This window comes from Mycobacterium sp. BMJ-28 (assembly GCF_054404835.1).
Map to the genome: position 1 here is coordinate 5,656,096 of NZ_CM136783.1, position 16,795 is coordinate 5,672,890.

14 protein-coding genes are annotated in these 16,795 nt (G+C 69.0%); 3 read left to right on the top strand and 11 right to left on the bottom strand.

The genetic code is table 11. The features are described 5' to 3' along the window. Positions 1-4: 4 nt before the first annotated feature. The 11 genes from eccD to ACXPWS_RS28115 form a co-directional block, all read right to left on the bottom strand. Positions 5-1,414: a type VII secretion integral membrane protein EccD gene (gene eccD / locus ACXPWS_RS28065; protein ID WP_458709790.1), complete on the bottom strand. Its 1,410-nt coding sequence runs from the start codon at positions 1,412-1,414 to the stop codon at positions 5-7. Beyond that, complete coding sequence (locus ACXPWS_RS28070) at positions 1,396-2,250, bottom strand: ESX secretion-associated protein EspG (RefSeq protein WP_458709791.1); 855 nt, start codon at positions 2,248-2,250, stop codon at positions 1,396-1,398. The genes eccD and ACXPWS_RS28070 overlap by 19 nt, the downstream gene beginning before the upstream one ends. Further along, positions 2,251-2,538 carry a WXG100 family type VII secretion target gene (locus tag ACXPWS_RS28075; RefSeq protein WP_458709792.1) on the bottom strand — a complete coding sequence of 96 codons (288 nt, stop codon included), beginning with the start codon at positions 2,536-2,538 and terminating at the stop codon, positions 2,251-2,253. It abuts the gene before it with no gap. A 25-nt stretch (positions 2,539-2,563) separates the two neighbouring features. Beyond that, positions 2,564-2,857 (bottom strand): type VII secretion protein EsxS, encoded by a 294-nt coding sequence (locus tag ACXPWS_RS28080; protein ID WP_458709793.1) that lies wholly within the window; start codon positions 2,855-2,857, stop codon positions 2,564-2,566. 53 nt (positions 2,858-2,910) lie between these two features. Continuing rightward, entirely contained in the window at positions 2,911-4,464 is a 1,554-nt protein-coding gene (locus ACXPWS_RS28085) for a PPE domain-containing protein (RefSeq protein WP_458709794.1), read from the bottom strand. Between the two features lie 33 nt (positions 4,465-4,497). Beyond that, the gene (locus tag ACXPWS_RS28090; RefSeq protein ID WP_458709795.1) at positions 4,498-4,806 is read right to left on the bottom strand and encodes a PE family protein; all 309 of its coding nucleotides are present in this window, start codon (positions 4,804-4,806) and stop codon (positions 4,498-4,500) included. Beyond that, on the bottom strand, positions 4,806-8,801 hold the full coding sequence (eccCa, locus tag ACXPWS_RS28095) for a type VII secretion protein EccCa (RefSeq protein ID WP_458709796.1): 3,996 nt from the start codon (positions 8,799-8,801) through the stop codon (positions 4,806-4,808). The genes ACXPWS_RS28090 and eccCa overlap by 1 nt, the downstream gene beginning before the upstream one ends. After that, the gene (gene eccB, locus ACXPWS_RS28100) at positions 8,801-10,342 is read right to left on the bottom strand and encodes a type VII secretion protein EccB (RefSeq protein ID WP_458713722.1); all 1,542 of its coding nucleotides are present in this window, start codon (positions 10,340-10,342) and stop codon (positions 8,801-8,803) included. Before eccB ends, eccCa begins: the two co-directional genes overlap by 1 nt. Positions 10,343-10,389: 47 nt before the next feature. Beyond that, positions 10,390-12,258: a type VII secretion AAA-ATPase EccA gene (eccA, locus tag ACXPWS_RS28105; RefSeq protein ID WP_458709797.1), complete on the bottom strand. Its 1,869-nt coding sequence runs from the start codon at positions 12,256-12,258 to the stop codon at positions 10,390-10,392. Between the two features lie 167 nt (positions 12,259-12,425). Then, positions 12,426-13,304 carry an oxygenase MpaB family protein gene (locus ACXPWS_RS28110; protein ID WP_458709798.1) on the bottom strand — a complete coding sequence of 293 codons (879 nt, stop codon included), beginning with the start codon at positions 13,302-13,304 and terminating at the stop codon, positions 12,426-12,428. 92 nt (positions 13,305-13,396) lie between these two features. Beyond that, positions 13,397-13,969, bottom strand: coding sequence for a VOC family protein (locus tag ACXPWS_RS28115; protein WP_458713723.1), 573 nt, complete (start codon positions 13,967-13,969; stop codon positions 13,397-13,399). Between the two features lie 65 nt (positions 13,970-14,034). On the opposite strand from ACXPWS_RS28115, the gene ACXPWS_RS28120 reads away from it, so the two are divergent. Genes ACXPWS_RS28120 through ACXPWS_RS28130 form a run of 3 tightly spaced genes read left to right on the top strand, consistent with a single transcriptional unit; the run spans position 14,035 to position 16,756 of the window. Beyond that, on the top strand, positions 14,035-14,685 hold the full coding sequence (locus tag ACXPWS_RS28120) for a TetR/AcrR family transcriptional regulator (RefSeq protein WP_458709799.1): 651 nt from the start codon (positions 14,035-14,037) through the stop codon (positions 14,683-14,685). Next, entirely contained in the window at positions 14,682-15,815 is a 1,134-nt protein-coding gene (locus ACXPWS_RS28125) for an alpha/beta hydrolase family protein (protein WP_458709800.1), read from the top strand. Before ACXPWS_RS28120 ends, ACXPWS_RS28125 begins: the two co-directional genes overlap by 4 nt. Then, positions 15,791-16,756 carry a 2-hydroxyacid dehydrogenase gene (locus ACXPWS_RS28130; RefSeq protein WP_458709801.1) on the top strand — a complete coding sequence of 322 codons (966 nt, stop codon included), beginning with the start codon at positions 15,791-15,793 and terminating at the stop codon, positions 16,754-16,756. The genes ACXPWS_RS28125 and ACXPWS_RS28130 overlap by 25 nt, the downstream gene beginning before the upstream one ends. The last annotated feature ends 39 nt before the right edge of the window (positions 16,757-16,795 follow it).

Here is a 16,795-nt window from a genome sequence, read left to right on the forward strand (position 1 = left end):
CCGGTCACCTATTCAGGACCCATTCGAACAGGCCGAGCAGCAGGGCGGCCAGCGGGATCACCGAGGCATCCACCGCGGACGCGACGAAGCCGAACAGCCGCCGGGCGGGCAACGAATACGTCTGGGGTGCGCCGATCCGCGGGTTCAGCGCGACCAGCGCCCACCCGGCGGTCAGGACGGCCAGCACGCCCAACGCCCACCAGGCCCCGGTGTAGCGGTCGGTCACCAGCAGGACGACCAGCAGCGCCGCGGTCACCAGGAACGAGTGGCTCAGCAGCCAGGCCTTGCAGGCGGCCGAATCCCACACCCGGGCGCGCATCGCCGCTCCCGCGGCAGCGGCCACCACCAGTACCCATGCCCACGGGGAGACGGCCGGGCCACCGACCAGGATCACCGATCCGGCCACCGCCAACAGCACCCCGCCGGCCAGGAATCCGGTCTGATGTGCGTTGGTGATCTGGATCCGGCGAGGCAGATCCTGCAGCACCCGCAGCGGTTGCGCCGACGGTGTCGGGTCGCCGGGAGCAGGCAGGGCGGGAACGGGCAGCCGGGCCCACAGCGCCGACAGCGCGGCGGCCTGCACGGTCACCAGAAGCGCGAAAACGATGAGACCGCAACCGATCCGGGTGTCGTTCAGATCCCACACACTGGCCAGCGCCGCGAACAGCAGCACACCGAAGCCGATGACCGCCGAGGCGGTGAACGTCGCGATAGCCCGCTCGAAGACCACGATGCTGATGATCGACCACGCGGTCACACCCGCGGCGGCGAGAAGCAGCTGCGCCGCGCCGAACTCGCCGGGGACGGCCAGCGCGAAGGCCGCGGCCACCGGGGCCTGGGCCGTCACCGCCAGCGCCGTGCCCAGGTGCGGGAACCGCGCCCGGGCCACCAGGGCGGCCACGACCGTGACGAGCGCGACGCCGGCAAGGGTGAACAGACCGGCGGCATGGCCGGTGCTGACCCGGACGGTCGCGGCCAGCGCGGTGGCCAGCAGCAGGAAGGCGATCACCGCGGCTGCGGCGGCACGCTGAATCTGGGTGGCACCCCAGGCCCGGTCCCGCGCGGCGGAGAAGATGACCGCGGCGTCGGCGATGTCCTCGATGATGCGCGGGGCGGCCGGGCCGGCCGGGACTTCTTGCAGGGCAAGCAGATCCCCGTCGACCACACCCACGGTGTCCAACGTCGCGTCCAGGCTGAAGGCCGCCCCGCCGATCGGGGCCAGGCTGAGCCGGGACGGGGTGCCGTCGAGATCGTCGGTGGCCGGCAGCACGGTGCGCTGCACGGCCGGGATGATCTCGCGCAGTGGCAGTTCGGCCGGCAGCGCCAGCTCGGTGAGCCGTCCGGCGGTGCCACCGGACTCGGCGGCGGCCAGCACGGCCACTCGCACGATCGGCATCACAGTGTTGTCGGGCATCGGTTTTCCGTTCTCTGGTCGAAATCAATGTTGAGCTGTGCGGGGAACCACGATCCGTCCGGCAGGGTTGCGGTCAGGCGCTGCACGGCCGCGGCGACGGCCGAGGTGTGTCCCGGCGTGAAGGTGGACACCCATTCACCGTCGAAAGCTCTCGACGGGTACACCAGGACGCGGCCCGCGGTGCAATCGACCACGCTCACCCCCACCTCGGTGCCCACCCGGTAACCGTCGCGGTGTTCACCGGCGACGATCTCGACATAGCTACGCCTGCCGGTGAAGACGGCCTCCACCACCGGCCGGGCCGATGCCGGAATACCCAGGTATTCCACGATTTCGGTCAGCTCGGCACCGGCGCGCAGCTTCTCGTCGGCGCGCGCACCCGCCCGCATCGGTACGGTGAAATCGTCGAAGTCCGCGGGCCGGCGCGCCGGCAGACCTGCCGTGAGCACCGGCACCAGGTCGTGCGGATGCGCGATGTCCATCTCGGTGAACGTCACCAGGCCTCCGCTGCGCAGCGCGACTACCGTGCCGTCCCCGCCGCGGCCCACAACGCCGCGCAACATGTTGCCGTCGGCGCCGACCACCCGCATCTCCAGCCACTGCCGGGCCCGGCACGTCACGGTGATCCATCGCTCAACCGCGGGGTTCACGGTCAGTCCCGACAGCACGCCGAGGGCGGTGAGTTCAGCGGTGCGATCGGCGGCGAAGGCGCCCGCCGCGGACGGCTCGCTATAGGGCGGCGTGATCGCCAGCACCCACGGGAACGAGCCGGAGCCGGTCAGTTCGGCGATGTACCAGGCCTGTTCGACGGTCAGCTCGACCGCATTAACAGCCATCTATCCCCATTTGGCGCCTTCGGCCTGGTCGCGCGCGTTCATCGCGACGGTGTTGGTCTCGTGCGTGCTGGCCATCGCCTGGTAGGCCCGGACCAGCTCGGTCATGCTGGTGTTCCACTGCGCCTGCCAGGCCTGGTAGGTCATCCCGGTGTCGCCTTGCCACGCGCCACCGAGCGCGGCCTGCTCGGCGGCGATGTCGGCGCCCACCGCGTTCAGAGCGCCCGCGTATCCGGCCATCTCGCCGGCGAGTCCCAGCATGGCCGGGTAGTTGTACATGATCTGCGACATGTTGTTCTCCTGGTCGGCTGGTGGGTCAGATGGAGGTGTAGGTGGTGGCGGCGGACGCGTCCTGAGCGACGTACGTGCCTGCGGCGTCGCCCAGGTTGGCCTGCGCGATGTCCAGCAACGCGTTGACGCGGGCGGCCACCTCGATGAAGCGGGCGTGGGCGGCCTGGAACGCGGCCGAGGACTCGCCCATGTGGAAGGCCTGCGAAGCCTGGGCGGCCTGTTCGGCCTGCGCGATGGTGCTGCGCATCAATGCTGCTTTTGCGCCGAAGGCCGACTCCGAGGCGACGATCTGTGGGATGTGGGCGTCGAGCATGCTCATGGCATTTCCTTCCGGATGTGTTGGTCAGAAGCGGTCAGGTTCCACGGGTGCATTCAGTTGCGCTGTCCCCCTTGTGGATCGGTCGGCGCATCGGATGACCAGGTACCCGGCAACATCGGGTTGACCGGTCCTCCGCCGAACTGGTCGCCGGTCATCTCGGTCAGACCGGCGGCCCGCGAGTCACCGGATACCGCACCGGTGAAGCCCATCGGCCCGGCGCCACTCGTGGACGCCGTCACGGCGGGGTCGGCCTGGTGCGGGACCGGCGGGCGGTCGTCGTCCTCGTCGTAGTCCATGTATTCATCGGCGTATGCGAAATCCTGGATCTCGGCCGCCTTCTTCCGGCGCCTCTTGCGCCTCTCCGCCGCGGTCAGCGCGGCCGCCGAGGCCACCGACGCTGCCGATCCCGAGGCCGGCGCCTTGGCCGCGGAGTGGTCCCGGAGGACGGGCGTGAAACCCTCGTCGGGGTCACCGCCGGGGATCGCGTAGGCGACGCTGGTGGCCGCGACCGGGGCGGCCGCTGGCGCGCTCGCGGGTGCCGTTCCGGCGGGCGCCCCGGCCGGCGCACCTGCGGGGGCGGTGACGGTCGGGGCGACGCTGGCCACCGGCCACACGCTGGGCTGGTCCGGCCGTTGTGCCACCGGTGCTTCGGGCACGGCGTCGGCGGGCAGGTCGGGTTGCGGAAGCAGGGTGAGCAGCCCCAGCATGGCCAGCCCGACGCCCGCCAGCACCGGCAGCAGGAAGGGTGCGATCGCCACTCCGATCCAGGTTCCCCAGCCCACCGGCTGCAAGATCGCCTGATAGAGCAACGCCGACAGCAGCGGGCCCCACTGCACCAGCGCCCCGGCGGGGTTGGTGAGGAAATCGATGAGGATCTGCCGGGTCATCCCGATCGGGTTCTGCAGGAAATCCCAGATCAGGTCACCACCGGGCAGTGATTTGATGTACCCCTCGAGGTAACTCAGGATGGAGTTCGAACTGTCCAGCGCCGTACCGGAATCCAGCGCTTGGGCCTGCGCCGTCAATTGCGTGGACGTCGCGGTGGCATTGCCCGCCTCGCCGACCCCGGGCATCAGCAGCGGCGGCGCAGGGGGCAGCACCGGCGTGGCGGCCACCGTCGCCGCCGCCACCGCCTGGTAGGTGCTCATCACCGTGGCGGCCTGGATCCACATCCGGACGTAGTCGGCCTCGGTCACCGCGATCGGAATGGTGTTGATACCGAAGAAGTTGGTGGCCAGCAGCACCCCGTGGGTGACATGGTTGGCCGCCAGTTCGGCCAGCGTCGGCATGGTGACCAGGGCGGTGCCGTAGGCCGCGGCCGCGGTCTCGTGCTGGGCCGCCGCGATGGCACTGTTCGCACCGGCCTGCGCCAGCCACGCCAGGTACGGCTGGTGCGCGGCAATGTAGCGCTCCGCGCTCGGCCCCTCCCATGACCCGGCGCCGACGGAGCCCAGCGTGGTGGTGAGTTCAGCGACGGCAGTGGCATATTCGGCACTCAGCGATTGCCATGCCCCCGCGGCGGCCAGCAGCGACCCGGGGCCCGGACCACTGCTGAGCAGTGCCGAATGCACCTCGGGTGGCAGTGCCATCCAGATCGGGGCGGTCATGACGGGGCGAGCCAAGCGACGGGTATAGGCATTTCAGCCGCGCGCGATCAGGTACGACAAGGCGGCCAGCGCGTCACCGGCGGCATAACTGGCGCCGGATTCGGTCACGCCGGCACCGGCGCGACCCAACTCCTGCACCGCGAGCGCGGCGACCGCACTGTGCTCGTTGCCGGCGGCACTGAATCCGGCGGCGGTTTGCAGTGAGACCGGGTCGGCGGCCGGCGGGAGCACCGCGTTGACCGCTGGTGCGGCGGCGGCATGGGCTGCCGCCAGCCGTGCGGTGAGCGCTTCCACCGCGGCGCCTGCGGCGGTCAAACCTTCGGGAACGACGCGCAGAACCATCAGCTGTATTCCTTTCCGTTCGAACTGCTACTCGAAACATGCTCGTGAACAAGAGGATTGACCAACTGGATGTGGGTGGCCTGCTCGCTGTCACCGAGCAGCATGGCGCGACCGGCGGGCAGCCGGTGGAACCGGTGACCGCGCAACTTCCCACCGTCGGCCGGGCTGCCCGACAGCATCACCGTCGTCGCCTGCAGGTCGTTGAGCCTGCGCAGCAGCGGTGCGGTCATCACCGCGTGTGCCGACCCACTGGCCCGCGCGGTGACGATCACCCGCAGCCCCAGATCCCCGGCTTGAGACAGCAACCCCAGCAGCGGCGTCCACGGTCGCTGCCCGACATACGGTCCGCTGACCGCCGGCCCGTCCGGGATCTGGTCGACGTCGTCGATGAGCAGATAGTGGGTGTGCCCCTGATAGCGCCAGTTGCGTAACTCCTGCGGGGACAGCCCGGCCGGTGGCCGGCGTTTGTCGAGCAGCGCGGCCAGCCCGAGCATGGCCGGGGTGATCCGGTCGATGTTGGGGGTGTATTCGTTGTCCGCGAACAACGGTTCCTCCACCAGCTGCAGGCGTCGGTCGATGACGGTGAACGCCACACCATTCCCCGTCGCTTCGCTCGCTCCGGCACTCTCGGCGGTGGAGTTGTCCCGGATCGTGCGGATCAAGTGCCGAAGCAGCATCGTCTTGCCCGAGCGGGTATCGCCGAACACCATCATCAGTGGATGCCGGGCGAAATCGATCGCCACCGGCGCCAGATCCTCTTCGCGCTGGCCGATGACCACCTGCTCCGGGCCGATGTACAACGGCCCCAGCGCATCCGGTGCAAGCTGGGTGGGCAGCAGCCGCACCTCGGGGGCGCGCAGTTCCGGATGGCGGGCGTTGATCGCCGGGATCAGGCGCAGATCCGGTTCGGCGAACAGGAAATGCTCGGCGGCCATGGTCAGGCCGCGCCCGGGCTGATCAGCGGGCACCGCATCGGCCGGGCGGGTGAGCGCACCGACGACCCGGACATTGCTGTCGTGGGAGTCGTTGAGCTTGAGTTCCAGGCGCAGGCCCAGACCGTCGCGCATGGAAAGCGGCACTTCGAGCCAGTTCGGCGTGCTGATCACCACGTGGATGCCGTAGGCCAGACCGGTATTGACCAACTCGGTCACCTTGGCCAGCAACGGGTTACGGGTGTTGAACGTGTCGACGTTGTCCCGGCTGAATGCGTAGAGATTGTCGATCACCAGGAAGACCTCGCCGTAGCCGTCCGCATGGGTTCCCGCCCGGCTGACCGCGCCACGTTCCTGGCGCCGGCGCAGCAGCTGCTCCAGCTCGGCGAAGGTGCGCCGGATCCGTTCGGGCTGCAGCGGCGAGGCGACCGCACCGACGTGGGCCAGATCGGCCATCGGCGCCAACTGTCCACCGCCGTAATCCAGCACGTAGAAACTGACTTCGTGCGGGGAGTGCAACGCGGCCGCCGACAGCATGAACGTTTGCAGCGCGCACGACTTGCCGGATTTGGGGCCGCCGTGGATCAGCACGTTGCCCGCCGCCGAACCGGCGCTGAACACCAGCGGGTCGCGCCGCATCTGGAACGGTTTGTCGATTTCGCCCAACGGCCACTGGAGTTGGCGCTCGGCGATACCTGTTGTGCGGCCGAGCAGCTCGGTCAGCGGGATCGCCTCGTCCAGCGGTGGCAGCCACAGCTGCGGCGCCTTGGGCCCGTACGCGGCCAGCTGGTCGCCGATGGTGGCGATCAGCTTGCGCGGGATGGGTAGCTCGTCGGGTTCCGCGTCCAGGATGACGGTTTCGACCGCCGGCTGCACCCGTGCCGCGGTGAACAGCTGCGGTTCCGGGACGGCGGCCACGACGATCGACCGGGCGGCCCGCGGCGGGTCGTAGATGCCGTCGACGTAGGTGCTGCGGAACTTGACCGGCGTCGCCCCCGGGGCGGGCACCAGGAAACCCTCACCCTTGTGCTCACGGCCGGCCTCGATGTGGAACGCGTCCTCGGTGCCGATCACCTGCCGGCTGATCGACGGGCTGGCCACTTTCAGCCCGATCCGGTAGGAGGTGTTCTTGTCGATGTCCTTGATCCGGCCCACGTCCAGGGTCTGCGAGGCGAACAGGAGGTGGATGCGGAACGACCGGCCCTTGCGCGCGACGTAGTCGAACAGATCTGCGTACTCGGGGTGCTCGGCGAGCATCAGGGTGAATTCGTCGGCCACCACGAACAGTGTCGGGATGGGCGGCAGATCGGCGGCGCCCGGGGCGCCCGATTTCTGAGCCGCTTCGTATTCGGTCACCGAGTTGAAGGCGCTGCCCTGCACGGCACGGCCGGCGTCTTTGAGCAGATGCTCACGGCGGGCCACCTCACCGCGCAGGGTATCGGCGAACCGATCGGCCAGCGAACGCTTCTCGGCCATGTTGGAGATGACCGCGACCACCTGCGGGAAATGCCGGAAGATGTCGGCACCGGCCTCGCCCTTGAAGTCGGCGTAGATCACGATGAGCCGGTCGGCCGGATGAGTCGTCAACAGCGACAACAGGATCGACATCAAGGTCTGCGATTTGCCGGAGCCGGTCATCCCGATCATCAGGCCGTGCGGGCCCATCCCGCCCTCGGCCTCGTCCTTGAGGTCGAAGACCAGTGGTTCGCCGGTGGCGGTCACCCCGATGGGTACGCGCAGTTCGTCGTCGCGGTCGCGCGGAGCCCACAGGCTTGCGACATCCAGCGCGGAAGCATCCGGGATGCCGAACAGGGTGGTGAAGGTCGACGCCCCCGAGGCGGCGGTGCGTGCCTGGTCGGGGTTGGAATCCCAGCGCGCCAGCCGGCGGGCCAGGTGGGTGGCCGCGGCGGCGGAGAACGCGTCGGCGGTCTGGACGTAGGGTTGCCAGCCCCCGCTCTGCCACCGCAGGATCTTGCCGTCGGCCACCTTGAGGATCGGGCGCTCGGGATCTGAATACTGTTCGCGGTGCGGCTCTTTGTCGCTGCGATGCACCAGAGTGACACCGGCCGCGCCGGCCCGGCTGAGCACATCGTCGGGGTTGACCTCCGGATCGTCGAGGACGATCAGCAGATGCTTGCCCGACACCGCACCGGGAAAGGGATCACGGTCATCGAGCGCGGGCGCCAGCAGGGCGCGCAGTTCAGCGGCTCCGGTGGCCAGGTAGCGGGCCGGCCCCACACCGTCGGCCTGGCCGGGGATGTCGCTGTGCGGCAGCCACTTCAACCACGACCAGTCGGGCGCCTCCAGGTCAGGAGTGGCCAGCGCCACGCCCAGCACCGCAGGGTCGTGCCAGGTGACGGCCTGGGCGACCCAGGCCCGCAGCGCATCGCGGACCTCGTCGGGGTCCCCGAGCACGGTGATCCGGCAGACCTTGGCCAGGTCTATTCCCGCGGGCACCGCACGCACGGTGCGGTGCACGTCGAGCAGGCCACGCAGGGTGGTGTGCGCCACCGGTTCCAGATCCACGTCGTCGACGGCGTCCTTGACCCGCAACGCGGTGGACAGCGGCGCGTCGTGCAGACCGGCCCGCAACACCAGGAAGTCGCCGTCGTGCGGATCGCGTTCCCACTGCCGTCGCGTTCCCGGAATCGCCGCCAGCAGTTCGGGATCCGGGTGTGACCACTCCAGGGCCGCGCGCTGGGCATCCGCCTGCGCCCGCACGTTGTCCCGCACCACCGACAGGTAACGCAGATAGTCGGCGCGTTCGGCGTCGACCTCCTCGGTGCGCAGCTTGTTGTCCGACCCGCGGTACATCGCGGTCGCGGCCAGCAACAGCACGAACGGGAAGAACAGCGTCGTCGGCGAGATCAACCGCATCCCGGTGGCCACCAGCGCCACGATCATGCCGACGATGAGAATGACGATCAGGTAGGGCAGCACCCGGCGCAGCAGCGACGGCGGGACCAGGCGGGGCAGTGAGGGCGGTGCCTCGATGGTGATGGTGCCCTTGCGGACCTCGGGCGCCGGGAGGCGCCGCCGGGCCTCGAAGATCAAGCGGCTCATCAGTTGTCTCCCTCACGGGCGGTGTCGACCGCCGCAGGTCTGGGGTCGGGGGGCAGGGCGTCGTGCGCCACCAACGCGTCGGCGCGGGACAGCGTCGGGCCTGCCGCGAATTGGATCAGCACCGACCAGGGGATCGGCACGGGCGGCGGGGTCAGTCCCAGCGCCGCCACGGCCTTGGTGTCGCTCACGGTGTCGATGCCGTACCGCACGCCGGTATCGCTGACCCAGAAGGCCGATCCGGCCTGTGGCGCCCCGGCTTCGGCACCCACCGACTGGACGAAGTATCCCCGTCCGGGCGCCAGCGCGACTCGGTCGGCGGTCACCCCGAATCCGGCACCGACGAGATCCACCGTGCGCAGACCGTCCGGCAGTGGTAGCGCGGCACCCGCCAGCAGCGTCAGCGAACTCTCGGTGGCGTCGGCCGGCTTGGACCAGTAGGCGCAGGTGACCGGGTCGGCCGTGGCGTCTACCGGGCTGACCTCGTCGGCCGGGTAGGCGGTGGTGTCGATGCCGGCCGCCACGGGGAGCCTGGCCACGTCATCGGCACCCAGCCGCGGCGGCTGCTGCAGCCCGTAGGAGTTGGTGTTGCGCAAGATGGCCGCCAGCACAGGTGAGATCTGTTGCAGGCCTTCGGCTTGCACGGCGTAATACCGGATGCCGTTGTCCGCCTGGTATGCAGCGACCACGGCACCCACCGGGGCCTGCACCGGCAGCGCGAACCGCGGCGGCGCGCCGGCCCCGGGTAGAGCGGGTGCGACCAGGGCGGCAGATTCCGGGATCGCATTGAACAGTCCGGGGGCGATCACCCGAGGGGCCGGGATGTCGGCACCAAGGCCGAGGGCATCGGTGACGGCCCGATTGGCCAGGTCGATCGGGCTGCGTTTGCCGTTCCACAACAGCCAGGTGCCTGCGTGCACCCCGCCGACGTTCTGCACCAGGACAACACGATCCGCCGGCAGCGCGGTGGCGCGCTCCCCCGTCTGGTCCGGCGGGCCGGCGAGCACCGTGACACCTGCCTGGGCGAGCGAAGCGACGGGGACGGGAGAAGACGGCCCCGCGACGTCACACACCGTCCAGTCGCCGTGGCGAGAAGTGTTCTGCACCATCCGTTCCGGGGCACCCGGGATACCGATCAGGTTGCCACGCGCGAACCGGTCGATCTCGCTGCTCTTGACCGGCGTCGGATTGTCGGGCGCCCCGGCGATCAGCCGGGCCGAGGTGAGATTGAGTGCGGGATGCACGACATCGCCGATGCGCACGTACAGCGCGGAGGTGTCGCGGTCGGCCAGGATGGTCGAACCGCCGGCGTCGCCGGCCGGGCGGATCAACGAGAACACGAAGCAGCCGGCCAGCGCCGTGACCACCACCAACGCGCCGACCAGCACCGCACGGCTCTGACTGCGCAACGGGTCGACCAGCATCCGGGTGTCGTGCAGGGCGATGCCCGAGGCCATCCGGCGCATCATGAACCGCCAGCCCGATACCTGGTGCCTGGTGACGAATCCGCGCCGATATCCGATCTGTTCAGGATTCTCGTTCATCGGTGTGCGCGAGGTGAATTCGCGGCGTTCCCCGCCGTTGGTGTCGCTCACTGGCCGGAAACCGTCAGTCCGAGGCCACGCAGCAGCGGGCCGGCCGACCGGCTGACGTCCTCGGCGCTGATCGTCATCAATTCGTCGTCGGTGAAGTCGTCGGAAGCTGCGGCCGAGCCGCTCATTCGCGGCATGTGGTCCAATCGGTATTCGCGTTCCTCTTCGGAACGTTCGACAAGGTTGCGCACGAAGCGGCCGTTACCGGCGATGTCGAGGCTGCGGCGGGCGGTGCCGGTGGCATCGGGCGTGGTGCTGGCCGCCAGATGGGCGAACAGCGCTTCCATCTCGTCGTGCGCGGCGGCCTCGAACACACTGTCGCGCTTCTCGGCCATCCGCATCGCCATCTCGACCAATTCGGTTGCGCTGTAGGACGGGAAGTCGATGCTGCGGGTGAAGCGCGAGCGCAGGCCTTCGTTGGTGTCCAGAAAGCGGTCCAGGTCGGCCCGGTAGCCCGCGACGATGACGACAAGGCGGTCGCGGTCGTTCTCCATGCGGGCCAGCAGCGTGTCGATGGCCACCAGGCCGAAATCGTTCTTGGCTCCGGTGGACACCAGCGCATACGCCTCGTCCAGGAACAGCACCCCGTCCAGGGCGCTGTCGATGATGGCGTTGGTCTTGGCCTCGGTTTCACCGATGTGCTGGCCGATCAAGTCGGCGCGGTGCACCTCGCGCACCGTCTCCTTCTTCAAAAGGCCCAAACCGCAGTAGATCTTGGCGACGACGCGGGCAATGGTGGTCTTGCCGGTGCCGGGCGGGCCGGCGAACACCAGGTGATTGGTGCGCTGCGCGACGGCCAGGCCGCGCTCCTGGCGCCGGATCGACATGGCCACCGAGCTCTTCAGCCGGGCCACCTGGTACTTGACCTCGTCCAGGCCGATGAACTCGGCCAGTTCGGCTTCGGCCTCGGTGAGCAGGTGTGCCTTGCGCTCCTTGGCGCCCGGATCGACGAAGTCGCCCTCTCCGGGTTCGGTCCGCGGATCCCACGGATCGGTGCGGGCGTCGATGCGTGCCGCGGTGGTGGTCGACAGGCCGAATGACGAATCCAGCAGCGCCTCTTCGGTTCCCGCGTGTTCGGGATTGGCCGCGTACAGCTCGGCCAGCACATCGCCTGCTTCGTCGACCTCACCTTGGGCACGCAACGCCAGCGCCTTGACCAGTCCACCGTCCACCGCGGCGACCGCGACGGGACCTTCCGGGTTCTCCAGGTGCGAGATGGCCGGGGCGAACATGCCCAGGTTCGCCAGGGCGATCCCGAGCGTGACCCGGGCCGCGTGCGCGTAGTGCTCGTCGAGGTCGGGGGCGTTGACCACCGGGGTCAGCAGCCGCACCACGTCGGACCAGCGCCGGGTGCGGTGGAAGATCGCCACCCGGACCCAACGCGCCTGCAGCCAGTTGGGCCTGCGCTCCACCAGTTCGGCGACCAGGCGGTCGGCTGCGGCGAACTCGTCCGTGGCGGCGAGGCCGGCGGCGTGCGCCAGCGTGATGTCATCCCGGTCGGTTGCCCGGAATTGCAGGTAGAGGCCGGTGTCGTAGGTGAACCCGAGCGCACCGGCGGGCAGCTCGATTTCCCGTTGCAGGGCGCCCAGAGTCGCCGCGGTGCGCCAGATGGTCTCGATGACCTGCGGGGCGTCCTGGCCGGTGCCCGCGCCGGCGGCGGCCAGACCGACCCAGCCGTCGCACTGTTCCCGGGCGATGCGGGTCAGTTCGGTGAAGCCGGACCGGGCGGCGACGAGGTCGGCGGGACGCTGCCGATCGCTGACGGACAACCCCAGCGCGCGACAGCACGTGGCAAATCTGCTGACGACGTCGCGGTCGACGCGCACTGCTCCTACGCTCGGCGTGAGCGTGCCTTGAACCGTATCCATATGCCGTCGCACGGGCGCACGCGCCTCGTACCGTCTCCTTAAGTATGCCTACGCTAACTTCGCTGAAGTTAGCATTGCATAAACTAACTGTCGAGACGTCCGGCACCCTCGCGACGTTGCGGTTTGCGCTCCGCGGGCCGTAACCAGGACGGCCCGGCCGCGACACGTCAGACGAGCGGACGGCCGGTCCGGATGCGCCGGTCGAGGTCGATGAGCAGGACGTTGAACGGGAACTGCCGAACAAAACTCGGCATCACGTTGTTCACGGCGCGCACGGCCGCCATCAACCGCTCGAATCGGCGCTGACGCTGCGCATCCCAGGGCAGGCGCATCTCGTCGCGAAAGCGCTGCGGCAGAAAACCGGTGGTGATCAGCCCGGCCCACTCCTCGGCGAAGCGCTGCACCGGCCCCGGCAGCCGCACACCGCGCAGTCGGGACACCGCGATGGGATAGAGGTATTCGCGCACCGCGTCGTCGATGTGCACCTGGGCCAGCGACTCTTCCCAGTACTTGTCGAACGCGGCGCGGTCGGCCGGCCACATCTGCGGTGACACCTGCAAGGTGGTGCCCAGCGTGATGCCGTCCCGGTAGTGCTGCTCGGCCGTCTCCTCGTCCATCTCACCGACGAACAGCCGGTAGACGTCGACGGCGCCCTTGTACAGGCAGGCGGCCACCCAGAGCTGCAGGTTCTTGTCGAAGGCGTTGTACTGCACCGGGCTCTCGTCGGTCGAGTACACCTGGGCGTGCGCACCGTTGACGGCCCGCCGGAACGCCGCCTTCTGCTCGGCGGTGCCACGCCCGGCGACCGCGAGATAGGTGAAGGTGGTGCGCGCGCGTTTGATCGGGTGCCGGTCGACCCGGCCGCTCTCCACCCGGCTCTCCATCACGCCGTAGCCCACCCCGGGTCGCGCCAACTGCATGATCACGTTGGCCGGGCCCGCCAGCAGCGCCACGCCCATCAACCCGTCATCGAACCCGGCGCCCCACTTCCGGCGTCGCGCCGGGACCGGCGTGGTGTCGTTGATGGGACGTTCGGCGATCGTCATTGATACCCCCGCGAGCAAAGTGAGAACGACTGTTTCCTGATATTGCCTTTCGCACTGGACAGGTGTCAAGAAGGATGGCTTCGACCACCTGGCTAGACCGCGGCCCGCGGACGCCGATCGGCCCCGGTCCGCGGCGCGGTTTTTGCTTCATCCGGATCGAACTGTTTGATCCAGCAGGCGAACTCCAGCGTGATGCCGTCCGGATCCTGGAAATAGAAGGATCGCACGTACACCCCGGGATGCACCGTTTTCGACGCCTGCCACTCGCTCTCATCGTGGTTGAGCACCGGGCCGACCCGAACTCCCTTGGCCTTCAGCTTCTCTCGGTACTCGTCGAACTTCTCCGGCGGTACGTGGAAGGCCAGGTGATTCATCGTGGACACGGCGCTGGTGATCTCACCGAGACCGGGCAACGCGATCGGCGCCGAGATTCCCGGGACGCCGTCGGGCGCGTCGGTGAACCAGAAGAACGCCACACAGTCCCCATTGCCCGCGTCGAAGAAGAAGTGCTGGCCCATGCCGCCGGGAAGGTCGATCGCCTTGATCAACGGCATGCCCAGCACGCCGGAGTAGAAGTCGACCGTGCGCTGCATGTCCGAGCACACCAGCGCGACATGGTTGATTCCGCCGAGCGCGAACTCGGTGTTGGGGCTGTCCGGCCTGATGACGTTCACTCCAACCGCTAGCGCAGATTAGGATCTGAATCTAACATCAGATTCAGATCCGATCAATGCTGCGACAGGGCGAGGGGAGCACCGTGACCGCACGCGTGCAGCTCCCGACCGTCCGGGGCCGCCAGACCCAGGCGGCGATCGACGTGGCGGCCCGAAATGTGGTCGCTCGCAAGGGCATTCTTGCCACCACCATCGCCGATATTGCCGCCGAGGCGGGCCGCTCCACCGCGTCGTTCTACAACTATTACGACTCCAAGGAGGCGATGGTCCGGGAATGGGCACTGCGGTTTCGCGACGAGGCCCGCGACCGGGCCCGGGCCGCCGCCCAGCCCGGCCTGAGCAACGCCGAACGCGCCCACGCCGCGGCCGCCGCGCACTGGAACACCTATCGGCACCGGCGCGCCGAGATCATCAGCGTCTCGCAGCTGGCCATGATCAGCGACGACTTCGCCCAGTACTGGGCGGACATCTGCGCGCTGCCCATCGGCCTGATCACTGCCATGGTGAAAGATGCTCAGCATCAAGGCTTCTGCGCGGCCGATGACCCGAATCTGGTGGCGGTGGCGTTGGTGTCGATGCTCAACCAGTTCTGCTACACCCAACTGTCCGGCGACGGTGCGGACACCGCGGACGACGATGCCTGTATCGGCACGCTGGCCAACATCTTCTACCGGACGATCTATCACAAGGAGGCCGTCACACCATGAGCAGGACCGCCGCCGCCGGCGTCACCCGCGAGTTCGTGGGCCTGGACTCACCGACAGCCCTGCGCGCCGGCGCCGGCGGTCACCCGTGCCAGGGCCTCTACCATCGCGGCGTCGGGCGCAAGCCGAAGATCGCGATGATCGCCACGCACTATCAGATCGATTTCTCCGAGCACTATCTGGCCGATTACCTCGCCACCCGGGGCATCGGCTTTCTGGGCTGGAACACCAGGTTCCGGGGTTTCGAGAGCAGCTTCCTGCTCGATCACGCGCTGGTGGACATCGGGGTGGGCGTGCGCTGGCTGCGTGAGGTGCAGGGCATCGAAACCGTGATACTGCTGGGCAATTCCGGGGGCGGTTCGCTGATGTCGGCCTACCAGGCGCAGGCGCTGCACAACCACGTGCGGCCCGTGCTGGACGGGATGCGACCCGCCGCGGGCTTGGCCGACCTGCCCGCGGCGGACGGGTATGTCGCCAGCGCAGCACATCCCGGCCGCCCGGACGTGCTGACCGCCTGGATGGACGCCGCGGTGGTGGACGAGACCGATCCGGTGGCCACCGACCCCGCCCTCGATCTGTTCGACGAGGGCAACGGCCCACCGTATTCCGACGAGTTCATCGCCCGGTACCGCGCCGCCCAGGTCGCGCGCAACGAGGCCATCACCGACTGGGCCGAGGCCGAACTGAACCGGGTGCGCGCGGCCGGCTTCTCCGATCGCCCGTTCGCCGTGCAACGCACCTGGGCCGATCCCCGCATGGTCGATCCGGCGCTGGAGCCGACCCGACGCCAGGCCAATCTGTGCTACGCGGGAATCCCCATGCACGCCAACCGATCTGCCCGCGGTATTGCCGCGGCCTGCACATTGCGCAGTTGGCTGGGTATGTGGAGCCTGCGGTATGCCCAGACCCGCGCCGAACCGCACCTGGCACTGATCGACTGCCCGGCTCTGGTGATCAACGCCGACCAGGACACCGGCGTGTACCCGTCCGACGCGCAGCGCATCCACACCGCGCTGGCATCGCAGGACAAAACGCTGTGCTCCATCGACACCGATCACTACTTCACCACCCCGGGTGCCCGCAGCGAACAGGCCGATACCATCGCCAAATGGATCGCGAAGCGGTGGCGGTAAAGGTTCTCGCACACTTCACCCCCGGCGCGAAAGTGATGGATTTCGTTGCTCCGGAATCTGATTGGCTCGATATCCGATGGGTCGCGGAGGACGACGACGCGACCTTCTACCGCGAGCTGCCCGATGCCGAGGTGATCTGGCATGTGCTGCGGCCGCTGTCGGGATCCGACCTGGAGCGGGCCGGGCACGCCAAGTTGGTGCACAAGCTGGGCGCCGGGGTGAACACGATCGACGTCGATACCGCCACCCGGTTGGGTATCGCGGTGGCCAACATGCCGGGGGCCAATGCCCCGTCGGTCGCCGAGGGCACGCTGCTGCTCATGCTTGCCGCCCTGCGTCGGCTGCCGGTGTTGGACCGCGCGACCCGCGAGGGACACGGCTGGCCCTCGGATCCCAGCCTGGGCGAGACGGTCCGCGATATCGGCGGCTGCACGGTAGGGCTGGTGGGTTACGGCAACATCGCCAAGCAGGTCGAGCGCGTCGTGCTGGCCATGGGCGCCCGGGTGGTGCACACCAGCACCGCAGACGACGGCACGCCCGGCTGGCGCACGCTGCCCGACCTGCTGGCGGCCAGCGATATCGTCTCGCTGCATCTGCCGCTCAACGAGCGCACCTATCACCTGCTCGGCACCACCGAGCTCGCGGCGATGAAACCCGGTGCGGTGCTGGTCAACACGTCGCGCGGGCCGATCGTCGATGAGCCGGCCCTGGTCGAGGCGCTGCGCTGCGGGCAGCTGGCCGCTGCCGGTCTGGACGTATTCGCCGAGGAACCGATACCCGCGGGCAGCGCCCTTCTGGCGCTGGACAACGTCGTGGTGACACCGCATGTCACCTGGTACACCGTGGACACCATGCGCCGGTATCTGGCGATGGCCGTCGACAACTGCCGGCGGCTGCGCGACGGCGGGGGCCTGGTGCACTTGGTGAACGAAGTCAGATAGCCCCCTCGAGTGGCGTCGGTCACGCCAGGGGTACCCTCG

What these genes read in the sequence shown, in the direction of transcription:
- ACXPWS_RS28130 (WP_458709801.1), top strand. Translation starts at nt 15,791, where the DNA reads ATGGATCGCGAAGCGGTGGCGGTAAAGGTTCTCGCACACTTCACCCCC.
- ACXPWS_RS28075 (WP_458709792.1), bottom strand. Translation starts at nt 2,538, where the DNA reads ATGTCGCAGATCATGTACAACTACCCGGCCATGCTGGGACTCGCCGGC.
- ACXPWS_RS28070 (WP_458709791.1), bottom strand. Translation starts at nt 2,250, where the DNA reads ATGGCTGTTAATGCGGTCGAGCTGACCGTCGAACAGGCCTGGTACATC.
- eccD (WP_458709790.1), bottom strand. Translation starts at nt 1,414, where the DNA reads ATGCCCGACAACACTGTGATGCCGATCGTGCGAGTGGCCGTGCTGGCC.
- ACXPWS_RS28090 (WP_458709795.1), bottom strand. Translation starts at nt 4,806, where the DNA reads ATGGTTCTGCGCGTCGTTCCCGAAGGTTTGACCGCCGCAGGCGCCGCG.
- ACXPWS_RS28120 (WP_458709799.1), top strand. Translation starts at nt 14,035, where the DNA reads ATGCTGCGACAGGGCGAGGGGAGCACCGTGACCGCACGCGTGCAGCTC.
- ACXPWS_RS28110 (WP_458709798.1), bottom strand. Translation starts at nt 13,304, where the DNA reads ATGACGATCGCCGAACGTCCCATCAACGACACCACGCCGGTCCCGGCG.
- eccB (WP_458713722.1), bottom strand. Translation starts at nt 10,342, where the DNA reads ATGAACGAGAATCCTGAACAGATCGGATATCGGCGCGGATTCGTCACC.
- ACXPWS_RS28085 (WP_458709794.1), bottom strand. Translation starts at nt 4,464, where the DNA reads ATGACCGCCCCGATCTGGATGGCACTGCCACCCGAGGTGCATTCGGCA.
- eccCa (WP_458709796.1), bottom strand. Translation starts at nt 8,801, where the DNA reads ATGAGCCGCTTGATCTTCGAGGCCCGGCGGCGCCTCCCGGCGCCCGAG.
- ACXPWS_RS28080 (WP_458709793.1), bottom strand. Translation starts at nt 2,857, where the DNA reads ATGAGCATGCTCGACGCCCACATCCCACAGATCGTCGCCTCGGAGTCG.
- eccA (WP_458709797.1), bottom strand. Translation starts at nt 12,258, where the DNA reads ATGGATACGGTTCAAGGCACGCTCACGCCGAGCGTAGGAGCAGTGCGC.
- ACXPWS_RS28125 (WP_458709800.1), top strand. Translation starts at nt 14,682, where the DNA reads ATGAGCAGGACCGCCGCCGCCGGCGTCACCCGCGAGTTCGTGGGCCTG.